Genomic DNA, 14,348 nt, shown 5'->3' on the forward strand with positions numbered 1-14,348 from the left:
CTTAGGATATAAAAGGCTAAAAAAGTAATTAAAGCTGCCTTTTTTCATCAAGCTATCGCTGAAAGTTTTTCTCTTTCTATTTGCTTTAGAGACCAATGAACCATTTTAATGAATTCCTTTGGTTTACTAATGTAATAACCTTGAATGTAATCACAGCCCAATTCTTTAAGTTCACTAAACAATTCTTTATCTTCTACCCCTTCGGCAACAACGTTACACCCCAAGCTATGAGCAAGGTAAATAGTTGACGCTACAATCGCATAATCACTGTTACCAATAGCCATATTGCGAATAAAAGATTGATCAATTTTTATTTGATTAAATGATAGAACTCGAAGAAGAGACAATGAAGAGTAACCAGTACCAAAGTCATCAATACTGATATAAAAACCAAGTTCGGAGAGTTTTGATAGCATTAAATAAGCCGAATCAGCATCCGTCATTAATGCGCTTTCTGTTACTTCTAAAATCACATCAGATGGTAATAATTTTTGGTTGTGAACCAAAGTAAACAACTGGTCATAAAGATCATCATCATGAAGATCCAGCGTCGATACATTAATATGAACTTGTGGGTGTAAGTTCTCTCTCTTAAAACCGGCAATATCACGAGTGACCTGATTCACAACCCAGCGAGTTATCCCTTTGATATAATTATTATCTTCTGCAATTTTAATGAACTTATCAGGAGGGATCATCGTGCCATCTTCTTGAGGCCAACGTATCAGCGCTTCATAACCATGAATCGTTTTATCAATACTGTTTACTATTGGTTGGTAATACAATTCAAATTCATTATGAGGGATGGCATAAATTAATTTATTAAGAATATCTACTTCTTCATAAATAGATTTAGTATAAGTACTGCGGTAAAAATCAATAATTAACCCTAACTTTTTAGCTTTATAACAAGCGATATCTGCTTGCTTAATAACTTCATCAGTATTGGTTGCTTTTGATGTACAGATAACACAGCCCATAATGGGTTGAAGAAGAAAGTTTTTCTCATTCATTAAGATAGGCGATATCAACACATCGTGCATTTCTGTCGCAATCTCGGTAAGTTCATTTTTATTTGTTGCATAACTAATTATTATAATCTCACGGTTATCATGAAAAAAATCCAAATGCTTATTTTTTAAGGTTTTTTTTAACATCAATACGGCATGAGATATCACTTTAGTGAAGGTTTTATTTGTTGATGTATCAATTAATTTATTGTTGTTGTTAATTTTTATCTTAATAAAACTAAATGGGATCCCTGAACCTATTTTAGTAGATATGATTTTTTTATACGTAACACTCTTAATATTAGAGCTTAGAATCCCATAATTATTATTTATTTTTTTTATTAATAAAAAATGATTAAGTAAACGACTCATTACCAATAAACTCATAACTAACGTTTGAGTCGCTATTGTTGTTACAACTAAAACTACGGTATCAGAACGGTCAATAAAACCATAATTTATAAAATAACCTTCGATGTATAGAAAAACACCAAGGTAAACAGAAAAAATAATTGATAAATATGTTTTTATATACTTAACATTATGTAATCCTATCCTATTAATCAGGAAAGCAGAATAAAGTAATGCAATAATATTAAACACAGTTAATACATTAAAAACTATATAAACATTCATATAGAGTACCTCAATGTTAAGACAGAAAAATTATCCTAATGCTGACTCTAAATTTAGATTATTACTTGAAAATATAGTGTTTAACTTAATCAATGTTTCTGACTGTATTTGTCTAACACGTTCTTTTGATAATTCCAGATCACGGCCTAACTCTTCAAGAGTTTGAATATTATGACCAAATAATCCATAACGATTAATAATAATTTGCTTTTCTCTTCCATGTAAAGAGTTAATCCAAGATGACAAATTTTCTTCTAAATTAACTTTAGATAGATACTCATCAGGATCCTTAGCGCGATCATTAATGCATAAATCAACCATAATTGATGATTTATCCTCAATTAAAGCAGAGCGAAAGGTTGAAGAAGATGGCACTAATTCCATGATTCTATTAACTTTACCCGCCTCTTTTTTACAATATGAAGAAATATCGCTGATCGAGGGTTCCTTTTTAAGAGATTTCGTTAATTCACGAGCCGCTCTTAAGTAGACATTTAACTCTTTGGTTATATGAACTGGCAGACGTACCGTTCTTGAATGATTAAACAGAGCACTTTCAATCGATTCTTTTATCCACCAAACAGCATAAGTTGAAAAACGATATCCTAATTCAGGATCAAACTTATCAATCGCTTTTATCAATCCTAAATTACCTTCTTCAATAATATCAAGTGGTGATAAATCTGTTTGATTTCTGTTTCTGTATTTATTTGAAATTTTAACAACAAGGCGTAGGTTTGATTCAATCAATTTATTTCTAGATTTCATACATCCCATTTTATAAGATCGGCTATAGCTAACCTCCTCTTTTGCTGTAAGAAGTTGATATCTATTTATTTCTTTTAAATATAATGAATATGAATCTAACGTACTATTTACCGTGTTTTTTTTATCTTTACCTGAACTAATCATACAATATCCTTTACCTAGCAAACGTAATATTATTTATCTATCCATCTGTATATTCAGAGGTATAAATAAACTATGGTGCAAATACGTTTAATACACAATACTGTAACAATAATTTCACCTAGTAAATAAAGGTAATGGGAGTTCCGTCACGAATACTTGACACAAAATATCAAATTTAAGACGTCATGATATTGACACTGTTAAAAATATCCGTTAATGACAAATAAGGCAATAAAACACTTTTTATTTAAATAACCAGTTAAAATGTTAAATTTACTATAAATTCCATTATATTCACCTGCTTGTTATTGCAATAAATAGTAAACCACGCTGATTTACGTTATCCCCTCTTATTTAACTTCATTATTTATCATCCGTATTAATTGATGATTTTATCGTTAAACGCTACCAAGAGCCCTAAGTCCTACTTAACTTTCTTTTTATCTATGACTTTTAACTTATCGAAGGTATATCATTCTGATTTTATTTTGACTGAAACGTGTATTTACATCATGCATTGAAAAGTAGCATGATTCTCAATCATACCGACTCACAACTCGGATAAAAAATCAAAAAAGTACAATAAAATCAGCAATAAACTCACCTATATAGCAACAAAAAATTTCGTAATATCACACAAATGACTACTTTTTTTTGTTTAATATCCTATGCTTCCTAATATTAGGTCAGGACGAATGGCTTTTTCCAACAAGGATTGTTTTATGTCATTAATGAATAGGTTTTCTATCAAATTAAGGTTATTGACCTTAATTATTCTCCCTTTAATTGTCTTATTTTTTTTATCCGCAAAAGAGATACGTACACAATTTCATAATTTAAGTACTCTCAGTGCGATTAATGAACGATTGTTATTTAATGAGACCTTATCTAGTTACGCGACTGCCATGCATAACTTACGTTTAAACTCATTATATGAAAATAATAATGATGTTGAGAAATCCTCATCCAAAATAGCTTTAGAGCAATTACGCTCTCACATAAAGAAAAATGATCCCCCCGAACTGGACACTGCACTGAATGAACTAATAAAAATTAACTCTAAAATCAGTAATTTTTCTACTGATGATATAGAAGAGTGGTCAACTTCTGTATCTGATGTATTGAATACAATATACACACTAGAACATGCTGAGCAGCTACCATTCTCATCTAACGATATAAATAAAAAACAAAGGATAATCCTACAGCTCCAGTTACTCAATTATTGGGCTACACAAGAAAATTGGTATATAAATCTTGATGTGAACTCTGAAAAAACGCAGTATCACGACGAGTTATATTCTCTATTTTATCGTCAAGAACTGTACATTACCCAGTTCATATCTATGGATAAACACACCTCTAACATCGAACTTTTACTAAACACATTTACCAATGACAGCTTTACTAACAGCATGAAATTTCGCAACGATGTGATCAAAAACAAAGCAGCAAATTATTCAATAAGAGACATGAATTCAAGCATACAAGCACTTCACCATCGACTGCTATTAATCCAATCCGTAACCAAAGTACTGACTAATGAGCTGAAAATTAATCTACAAAATCAGCTACAGGTCAGTTACTACACGATTTTATTTTCTATCAGCGCCCTGTTGCTGTCTTTACTTGTTATGTCTTACCTTGGTATTTCATTATCAAAACGAATTAGTTCATACTTAACCACTGTCGTTCACTCGATGGCTTTAATTGAAAAGAATCATGATTTCACAACTAAAATTCATATTAGTGGCAATGATGAGCTGACTTTTTTCTCTAAAAAAATCAATGCATTAATATCAGAAAGAGCAAAAAATGAAGAAAGAATCATTGGCGAAAAAGAAGAAGCTGAACAAGCAAACTTAGCTAAAAGTACTTTCCTAGCCAATATGTCTCATGAAATAAGAACGCCCCTGAATAGTATTATTGGTATGTCGGGCATTTTATCAGAAACAAAACTGTCACCAATTCAATATGACTACCTCAATACAATAGAAACCTCTTCTCAAACGCTGTTAATTTTAATAAATGACATACTAGACATATCAAAGATCGAAGCGGGTAACTTAACTCTTCAGATTCACAGTTCCGATTTACGTGAGCTTATTTTTGACACCATATCCATCAGTCTCTCAAAAGCGACAGAAAAGAATCTTGATATTAATGTGGCTATATCTCCAGATTTACCTCGCTATTTAATGTTAGATGAGCACCGGATCAAACAAATATTAATGAATTTAACTTCCAACGCGATTAAGTTTACTCATCAGGGTCACATTACTATTACCGTTGATTTTATATCAACAAGCATGAATAAAGGGCGAGTCTCTATTTCAGTCTCAGATTCAGGTATAGGGATAAATAGCAAAGCACAAACAAAGATCTTTGAGCCGTTTATGCAAGAAGACAAATCTATTACACGTCAATATGGTCGAACAGGGTTAGGGTTAGCCATCACTCAGCAACTAATAAAACTAATGGGGAGTACATTAGAGGTCACTTCTGAAAAAAACAAAGGGAGCGATTTTTCTTTTTCAATTAATACTGACATTGTTCATGAAAACACATTACCCGCAACTGGATTAGATCGTACTTCAATTATTTTAGTTGGTAACAAGGCTAGTTTTGAAACGGCAATTCTAGAAGAATTAAAATATCAACACTTACTGAAATTCATCACTGTCGAATCTGTTGACGATATTATTTTGTTTGATAAAGAACAAGCCATCATCCTTTACTGCATTGATAACTGCGTGGATATGTGTTGTAAAAACAAACTATTAGCACTTCGTAAAACATACCAAAAAACATCTATTGTTTTAATTCAAAATCATCAAAATCGAGCCGCCCATTTTGAGTCAATCATTGATGGTTTAGTCACTTATCCTTTGCTTGGTTATCGCTTTACCAAAACATTAGCTCATTCTTTAGCTTTTCACTCAGAAAATATACCTATTACTTCTGTTCAACATCAACAAAATCCTATTTTCCAAACAGCAACTGATCATCGTCATTTAGAAAAAAAACCAACAACAGAACACATACTAATAGTTGAAGATAATCTTGTTAATCAGAAAGTAGCCTCTTTGTTTTTAAATAGTTCAGGATACACTTTTGATATCGCGAATAATGGCCAAGAAGCCATAGAAAAATTTAAAAAAAATGACATCTATAACTTAATCCTAATGGATTGCATGATGCCAATTAAAGATGGTTTTTCTGCAACTAAAGAAATCAGAGAAATAGAGAAGATACAAAACAGGAAGAAAATTCCTATAATTGCACTTACCGCAAGTGTTCTTGATCAGGATATTTCTAAATGCTATGAATCAGGAATGGATGACTATGTAGCCAAACCGTTCAAAAAAGAAATGTTATTAGAAAAAATAACAAGGATGAAATAATCTAACATTATGAATTTATTAAAAAACAGAGAGAATACAAAAAAAACAGACCAATTTAATATTTTAATTGTCGACGATTGTCGGGTATCGTCTTTGTCTCTATCTAAACTTCTCATGCTGTTAGGTTTTAAATCAATAAGTTATGCAAAATCTTACCAACAAGCTCTTCAAATGTGTTCTAAAAAACACTACTCTTTGTTATTTATTGATTATCACTTGGAGCAAGTCTTAAATGGTTCAGAACTTTATGATTTATTAAGAGAAAAGGGATTTATCCAACCTTATACACGAGTTATCACTATCTCAGGGGATAATACGACACAAACAGTACTAAGCACCCTCTCAAAAGGCAATGGGGATTATCTTTGTAAACCCATCAGCCAATCGATACTTAGCTATAAAATGGCCGATGCTTATCAAGAGTTTCAGTTCTTTAAGTATCTCTATTTTTTAAAAAAAGAAGGTAATAATGCAGATATTCTTAAAGAAAAAACCATCTCTTTAGCCAAAAATAAAAATCTAAATGAATTAGATCTCTTTTTATTTGATCTCTTCATTCCTAACGATAAAGAAAACTTAATTAAGTTATGTGAACAGCCAGAATTTATTAACAGACGAAATTACATTCTCACAAAATTACAGCTAGAAGCGGAACTTGAACTCACTACGCCTAGTGAATTGATTGATAAAACAGAATCTCTTTGCCGAAAACATCCTTTATTTGCCTCTGCTTTTGATTTTTTAAGTCAATTACAAATTAAACAATTGCGCTATGAAGACGCTTTGTTTTCAGCCCATACAGCGTTAGATCTTACTCCTAGCGTACCTTCAAGATCACTACAAGCAATGAAGCTTGCATTAAGCTGTAATAACAAAGTTTATTTTCTTAAGTCTTCTCATTTACTTGCAAATCATTTGCCTATTGCAGACCAAAATTGGGGTTCTTATGTCGCGGAATGTTTCAGTTATTACGAAAGTTACATTCAAAATTGCCAATCGGAAAGTGATAAAAAGCAGTTACGTCTTGAGCAGAAAAATTTTGTTCGTCGTTCTGAGTACCGTTTAACTGATACACAAAAAATACAATTGAGTGTTCTATTTAGCTTTAGTGAATGTAAACAGCTAATAACAAACGGCGATATTATTAAAGCAAAGCAAATCACCTTAAAAGTCGTTCAACCTTTTTTTGATAATTTACATCAATTAAATTCAGTGGTTCTTATTGAATTGCTCTATTTATTATCATTTTTTGGAGAGCTATGGTTACTTGAAAGAGTCAACTCTGTTATTAAAACTAAACATCGATTTAATGACTATTGCACAGATTACCTTAACATATTAAAGAATGACTCAGATCTAAAGGAGTCAATATTGTTATTGTCATACACTATCAATCAAATCGATAACCATCAGAATAAAGTTTTACCTGTTAATGAGTTAACAAATAACTTAGACCGTTATCAGAAAACCTTTGTTCAATTCCCATACTCTTCAGAAGTGATCATTGGCATCTTGGAGTATTATATCGCGTTGAGTATAGATAACCCGACAAAAATAAGCGCGATGGTATCTTTAATTAAAGATATGCCTTTATCTCAGAATCTAATGGATAGAAGAGACGTTGTCTTAAAAGCACTACATACACACGACAATTTTATTGAGGAAAAAAGTGCTACATCAGCAAACTCAACTCTAGTAAAGCATGTGATAACAAATGAACAGCGTCCATTTAAGACTCTTCCTACAAAATAATTAACAATTTACTCACTACTATAATGATACTCATTTTGCATTCATATTATCGAACTTAATATATCTAATTAACTTTCTTCTTTTCAAAAAGTTAACATTTTAAAATACGATCTTTCCTCTTTATTTACTCATCTCTATTTAACTTAATTTCACATAAGCTTCTTACTCTGCAAACTGCAATGCAAATTGAGAATGTCTTCAATAAAATCATTCGTAATGTAGTTATAAAACACATAACTACCTGAAATTTGAATATTAATTTTTTTGGCACACTTACTGCTCTATTAAACTTATCAATACAACATTGATTTATTCTTAGGAGATAATTATGGAACTACATCAATTTGAAACAAATCATGAAGTACTCGTTTTATCAGTACAAGGGGACATGGATGCTATCGGCTGCCGAGATATCCAACCAACTATCGATGAAGTCATTGAACAAGAGCATCGTCAAGTTCATATCGACTTAGCTCAAGTGGCGTTTTTAGACTCTTCAGGAATTGGCGCCATTGTTTATCTATACAAGCGATTAATTGAAAAGGAACGCACTATGCAAATTCAAAACGCGCATGGCCAACCTTTAGAGCTACTTAAACTACTTCGTATTGAAAATGCGATTCCTGTAAACAACATAACACATTAATTATTTCGCTTTAATGGATCGTCGAACACATGGAGAGGCACATCATGAACAAACAAAAATTGCTCATTCTAAGCGTTGGATTACTTTCTATTTCAGGTTGTACTTCGTTTGCCGAACCTGGTGAAGGTGGAGAAGCAGAAAATTATCCTCAAGCTGCATTTTCTCCCGTGATGCCAGACCAACCATTAGGCCCAGAACATGGATTACGTTTTGATTGGGAACTTGCCGCCCGCCACCTTGATATTCTTATTTTAGAAAAAGCAGAATGGTGCTTTCCTGCAACCGTTCATCAAGCAAAACAAAACGAAGCCCGTATTGCTCGTGAGTTAGAGGGAGGACTACAGCTAGATGCGGCTAATGACCTTATCATTCAACGAAATTTATTAACACGATTAGAGCGCCAACTGGATTATGTTAAAAGACAAGAAACTTGTCAGCCACCATCAGATTCAAATTCAGGGAATTCAGACATCGAGTTAGCACAAGAAATCTATGATCTCTTAAACCGAGACAATCAATTTGCTTTTAACTCTGCTGAATTAAATCCTAAGTATGTGGTGAACCTATCAGAGGCATCTCAATTACTGATTAAAAATAAAGATTTTAAATTACTCGTAACTGGCCATGCTGATGCGGTTGGTGAAGAGAATGGAAATCAAGAACTTGCACTTAAAAGGGCAAAACAAGTGAAGCGCTACTTGAGTATTTTTGGTCTTGAGCAAACCCGTATTCATGTTGATGCTGTTGGTTCAGACGACCCTTATTTTGAAGGGACAGAGCCTCACGTAAGATTAACCAATCGTCGAGTCACTATTGAATTATTAGAACTTGACCAACCTTTGCAACTTGAACAATAACAAAGGACAAAATCATGCGTATTATTCATATTTTATTCATCACCATTTTGTTCTCTTCTATCTCAATGGTGCACTCAAAAGACACGGAAAAAACCATTCGTGTTGGTGATGTCATCACCATCATGTTGCCAGGTGAAGAGTCTTTAAACAAAGATTTTCAAGTGGATAAACAAGGCCGAGTAATATTGCCAGAAATTGGACCTTTATTCGTTTCAGGAAAAACTGAAGCTCAGATGGTATCTAGTGTCACATTAAGTTTAAAAACCATATTACAAGATTTACGTAACCTGCAAGTCTTTGTAAGTAAGCGCCAACTTATCATCAATATTCAAGGTTATGTAAAACAACCTGGGGAATATACCTTATCAGATGGTGATTCTGTTCAACTGGCTCTTTATGCGGCTGGCGGCTTACGCTCTGGGGCTCAATTAAACCGCTTGCAACTCCGTCGTTCAGACAAAGTGACGACCTTTAATTACAAAGCGTTTTTAGACTCGGGTGATCAATCTTTACTTCCAAAACTTCAATCATTAGATACGTTATTTATCCCTGCATCCCCAATGGTTGGTAATATCGAGCAAGAGTTTGATCCATCAAAATTATCCCAAGCCGGTGATGCAACTGATGGTAAAAAAGCGATTAAAGTCTTTGGTGAGGTAAACGCTCCAGGGACGTTCTCTTATAAATCAGGAACCAATCTTGTTGATGTATTAATGCGTGCTGGTGGGGTTACCCGTTACGCTGGTGTCGAACAAATTCGAGTTATCTCAAAAAACCAACCCGCCCTATTTAATCTAAAACGTTATTTAGATACCGGTGATGACAGTTTACTGCCCCCACTTGAAGTCGGGTCAACCATCTTTGTTCCAAAACAAGAAGAAGAAATCAAATCGGGCTCAAACATGGTCTATGTCATGGGTGAAGTAGCAAAACCTGGTGCGTTTGAAGGTAAAAAAGGCGCTACCTTTATGGATATCTTAGCGAACTCAGGTGGACCAACACGATTTGCGGAATCTCGTCAAATACGAATTATTAAAGCCAATGGTGCGGTAATTAATTTTGATTTATCCGGTTATACTGAAGGAACAAACTACCAACGCCCACCTGTAATTTCGGCTGGTGACGCGATTTTTGTTCCTGAAAAAACAGACATGAATGAAAAGTCGTGGTTAAAAATAGCGCCAAGTCGTGCTGTTCGAGTATTAGGTGAAGTACAACATCCAGGCCGTATTGAATGGTCAGATGAAATGTCATTTTTAGATTTATTAGCTCATGTCGGTGGTCCAACCCTTCGAGGAGACACAACTCGAATCGAAATCGTAACCCCTGACCGTGAAGGTAATAATCAAGTTTATACTTTTAATTTAGATTCATTTATTACCAAAGGAAAACCAGACTCTGCCCTGCCAACCATTAGAGCAGGGGCAACCATTCGAGTTCATGATTTGCCTCAAGATCCATCAGACAATAAAGCACAATGGGTTCGTCAAAGCTCAGACAGTTCAATCTACGTGTTTGGTCAAGTAAATGCCGCGGGGCGTTACCGTTTCACCAATGAAATGCATTTTCTAGATATTTTATCTGCTGCTGACGGTCCAACTCTGGATGCCGATATTCATAATATTCGAGTGACGCATCGTGATAAAACTTACTCAAAAGTAAGTAAGTTAAATCTAGCGCTTTATTTTGAAACAGGCGATGAATCCTTACTCCCTATTGTAAAAACAGGCGATACCATTTATATCCCAGAAAAAAACCGTATTTGGATTAATGAAAGCAAAGAAACGACCATTAGGGTACTTGGTGCGATCAACAAACCGGGACGCTACCGTTTCAATGACTCAATGACGTTATTGGATTTATTAGCAGAAGCGGGAGGCCCAAGTAATGTCGCTTATCTAGAGAAAATCAGTGTGGTAAATCACTCTCTAGATAAAGGGCGAGCAAGAACATTTGATCTTGTAGAGTTCAGTCGTACTGCTGATTTCAGAAGCCTTCCTGTATTAAGAGCCGGTGATACTATCTACATTCCCAATAAAGATGAAAGTACAATGGAACAAGTTCGAGTCGTAATGAAAGATGTTTTTCAAGTCGTAGCAACTATTGCATTAATAGGAGCCTTGTAATGAAAATACCATCATGCAACATGGAAATTGAACAAGTCTTTTTGCAATTAGAACAACAAGAATGTCGTTCATTGTGTATTACGTCAACCAATTCAGGAGAAGGGGTTACCTCTTTAGCCCAAGCATTGACTGAGCGACACTTATTGGCAGGTTATCGAACGCTTCTGGTTGATCTTAATTTATTAAACCCAAGTTTAACGGCTTTATCTTTTATACCAGAATCAACACTCAACCCGACATCTACCCCACATTATCTCGCTTTGACAGTGCAAGATAATATCGTCTTATCAGGGCTTCCTACGCCAACCGATAAAGCCGACATTATGGAACTTCGTCAACCTAAAAACCTAAAAAAACAAATAGTTAAATGGCTTACTGAATTTGATAAGGTCATCATAGATTCGTCTTCACTATCTCAATTACACGCCGAAAGCATTCCCGCTCAAACCATTGCGGGCTCATGCGACGGAACCATCGTCGTCGTACTATCAGGACAAACCCTAAAAGCCGAATTTCAAGCCGCAATAGAGTTATTAGAAAAAAACAAAGCAAATATCACCGGGTATGTTTTAAATGATAAATACAATCTAAGTTTAAAAAAGGAACTTTGTAGCAAGATTGAACGTTTGCACTTTTTACCTAAGCGCCTTTCTACTAAGTTAATTTCTATGATTCAACGTAATCGATTCTTATCAACAGTGGTGTAATGATGACTAACTCCGTTTTATTTTTTGAAGACACTCAACCAACATCATTGAACTCAGTCAGAGTATTACGTCAGTCATTATCTAAGATACTCGACCGTTTAGATATTCATCAAACGTTTAAACATCAGTGCTTACTTTGCTTTTCTGAATGGAGTACGAACCTTGTTCTTCATCCAAAACAAACCAGTAAAAACATCACCGTCGCCTTAAAGAAAACAACAAAGTATTGGCAATTAGACATCACTGACACGGGAGAGGTTTGGGACCCAACAAAACAGCACATCAATGCAAATATAAGCGACTTTAGTTTAAAATGTGGCGGTCGGGGTATCGATATCATTCAAAACCAAACTGATGAGGTTGTTTACACTTCTTCGCATCAAAATAATGTTCTGACTTTAAAATGGGATCGCACTACTTTTCAAAAAAAACATCATATATTGATTGTCGAAGACGACGCTACACTAAGGATCCTTTATCAAGCTTATCTTCAAAAAGAATTCACAATTACCACAAAAAATAACGGGGAAGAGGCGCTTGAATTTTTAAATCATGAAACGGTAGATTTGATCATATCCGATATTCAAATGCCCAAAATGAGTGGATTAGAACTAAGATCGCAACTGGAAAAAAAGGACACGTTTTTTACTCCTTTTATTTTCCTGTCGCGTTTACAAGATACACATACCTTACAAAATGCGAATCAACTTGGTATTGATGATTACTTAGATAAATCCATTCAGAAAGAACAATTATTGCTCTCTATACATCGTGTATTAGCTCGCTTTGAACAAGTATATAAATCTCTTTCTCAACGGGTAAATCAAAAAATAACAAATACATTACTGCCACATACTGAACTTAATTCCTCCCATTGGAAAATCGTATCCCAGCAACGTAATACAGGTCAGGGCGGAGGCGATTTTTTACTTTCTAAAACAGAAGGAGGGACATCACTATTATTACTTGCGGATGTCATGGGCCACGATGAAAGTGCCAAGTTTTTCGCTTACGCTTATGCTGGATACATCCGAGGTTTAATGCAAAATACAGATATCACTCAACCCGCACAATTGTTATCTCACCTCTCAAATAATGCATTTAAAGACCAACTGTTGTCACAAACCATGTTAACAAGTTGTTGTTTAAGTTTCATTTCTGGTGATACGATAAAGATCAGTAGCGCTGGACACCCTGCCCCTCTCCACATTTCATCAAAAGGGCTACAGACTATCGATATCCAAGGGACATTGCCGGGGTTATTACCACAAACAAAATATAAGGAAAAGCCCTTAACACTAAAGAAAGGTGAGCGTTTAGCTCTATTCACGGATGGACTATTTGAATCCGGTGATTCCATTTCAGAAAGAGAAACGCTAGAAACCGCATTAAAAGAAAACTTAGTATCAACGCTACATAAGCCAATCGAACAAGCTCTAGAAGACGTAATGAAGTGCTTTGATAAATTAGCAGGGACACCTCCTAATGATGATGCATTATTGCTTTTAATTGAACGCAAAAACTAATGAAATGGCACTTTAGAGATGAGAGGCAACTTATGAACACATATAAAAAAACAGCACCAAAAACATGGGCCAGCATCATTACCTTTATTGTTCTTCTTATTTTAGCTATTCAATTTAGCTCAGGAGTCCTTCAACTAATATCGACAATCAGTATCGCTTTTTTTATCGGGGTATTAGTCACTCGAGCTCAGTTGCAGCCTATTGATACTCCGATAAAAGATCAAAAAATCGCCTCATCTAAAGTCGACATAAAAAAAGAAAAAAAATCAGAACAAGATAATTATCATGTTGATGAAACCATTTCAGAATCGCCAACACTACAAATGCAAACTACGTCACAAAATGAAGAGAAAGAAGAAGAAGACGAACCCTCTATGGTATTAATTGATGAAAAGATTATTCAACAAATCATCAAAGATACCGACGCTAGTGTCATGCCCGAATTAATTAAGTTCTATCTTATAGAATCCAAAGAGCGTGTTGAAACCATTACAAATGCCGCCCATACTAAAGACTTGTATGTACTAGAATTTGAAGCCCATACGCTAGGAAGCAGCTCTCTCACTCTTGGTAATGCTGCCTTATCTGCCATTGCTCGCCAAATAGAATTACACTGTATTCAACACCAATTTGATGATGCTTTGGCCAAGGCCCGTTTATTACCAGACATCGCACAAGAGTCATTTTTAGCACTAGAGCAACGAAACGCTTTAGGCTTCACAAATTAAAATCAAAAAAACAGTACAATAAAAAACTGCTAGGTAAAACAGGA

General features: G+C 34.5%; 10 protein-coding genes. 8 read left to right on the forward strand and 2 right to left on the reverse strand.

Features of this window, described 5'->3' with window-relative positions:
* Positions 1-47: 47 nt before the first annotated feature.
* Complete coding sequence (locus tag A6E06_RS07130; protein WP_065591947.1) at positions 48-1,646, reverse strand: GGDEF domain-containing phosphodiesterase; 1,599 nt, start codon at positions 1,644-1,646, stop codon at positions 48-50.
* 30 nt (positions 1,647-1,676) lie between these two features.
* Positions 1,677-2,558, reverse strand: a complete 882-nt coding sequence (locus A6E06_RS07135) for a sigma-70 family RNA polymerase sigma factor (protein ID WP_065591948.1) — start codon at positions 2,556-2,558, stop codon at positions 1,677-1,679.
* A gap of 722 nt (positions 2,559-3,280) precedes the next feature.
* Here A6E06_RS07135 and A6E06_RS07140 point away from each other — a divergent pair.
* The 8 genes from A6E06_RS07140 to A6E06_RS19555 all read left to right on the forward strand — a co-directional run bounded on the left by A6E06_RS07140 (position 3,281) and on the right by A6E06_RS19555 (position 14,304).
* Positions 3,281-5,962, forward strand: coding sequence for an ATP-binding protein (locus tag A6E06_RS07140; protein WP_065591949.1), 2,682 nt, complete (start codon positions 3,281-3,283; stop codon positions 5,960-5,962).
* 9 nt (positions 5,963-5,971) lie between these two features.
* A complete protein-coding gene (locus tag A6E06_RS07145) occupies positions 5,972-7,714 on the forward strand; it encodes a response regulator (protein WP_065591950.1) in 1,743 nt (580 codons plus the stop codon).
* Positions 7,715-8,042: 328 nt separating this feature from the next.
* Positions 8,043-8,360 carry an STAS domain-containing protein gene (locus A6E06_RS07150; RefSeq protein WP_065591951.1) on the forward strand — a complete coding sequence of 106 codons (318 nt, stop codon included), beginning with the start codon at positions 8,043-8,045 and terminating at the stop codon, positions 8,358-8,360.
* A gap of 29 nt (positions 8,361-8,389) precedes the next feature.
* Positions 8,390-9,217, forward strand: a complete 828-nt coding sequence (locus tag A6E06_RS07155) for an OmpA family protein (RefSeq protein ID WP_065591952.1) — start codon at positions 8,390-8,392, stop codon at positions 9,215-9,217.
* Between the two features lie 14 nt (positions 9,218-9,231).
* Complete coding sequence (locus tag A6E06_RS07160; RefSeq protein ID WP_065591953.1) at positions 9,232-11,343, forward strand: SLBB domain-containing protein; 2,112 nt, start codon at positions 9,232-9,234, stop codon at positions 11,341-11,343.
* The gene (locus tag A6E06_RS07165; RefSeq protein ID WP_065591954.1) at positions 11,343-12,050 is read left to right on the forward strand and encodes a CpsD/CapB family tyrosine-protein kinase; all 708 of its coding nucleotides are present in this window, start codon (positions 11,343-11,345) and stop codon (positions 12,048-12,050) included. The genes A6E06_RS07160 and A6E06_RS07165 overlap by 1 nt, the downstream gene beginning before the upstream one ends.
* Positions 12,050-13,576: a SpoIIE family protein phosphatase gene (locus A6E06_RS07170; RefSeq protein WP_255312062.1), complete on the forward strand. Its 1,527-nt coding sequence runs from the start codon at positions 12,050-12,052 to the stop codon at positions 13,574-13,576. Before A6E06_RS07165 ends, A6E06_RS07170 begins: the two co-directional genes overlap by 1 nt.
* 32 nt (positions 13,577-13,608) lie before the next feature.
* Positions 13,609-14,304 (forward strand): Hpt domain-containing protein, encoded by a 696-nt coding sequence (locus tag A6E06_RS19555; protein WP_255312063.1) that lies wholly within the window; start codon positions 13,609-13,611, stop codon positions 14,302-14,304.
* Positions 14,305-14,348: the final 44 nt, after the last annotated feature.

Source organism: Aliivibrio sp. 1S175 (assembly GCF_001690985.1).
Taxonomy (GTDB): Bacteria; Pseudomonadota; Gammaproteobacteria; order Enterobacterales; family Vibrionaceae; genus Aliivibrio.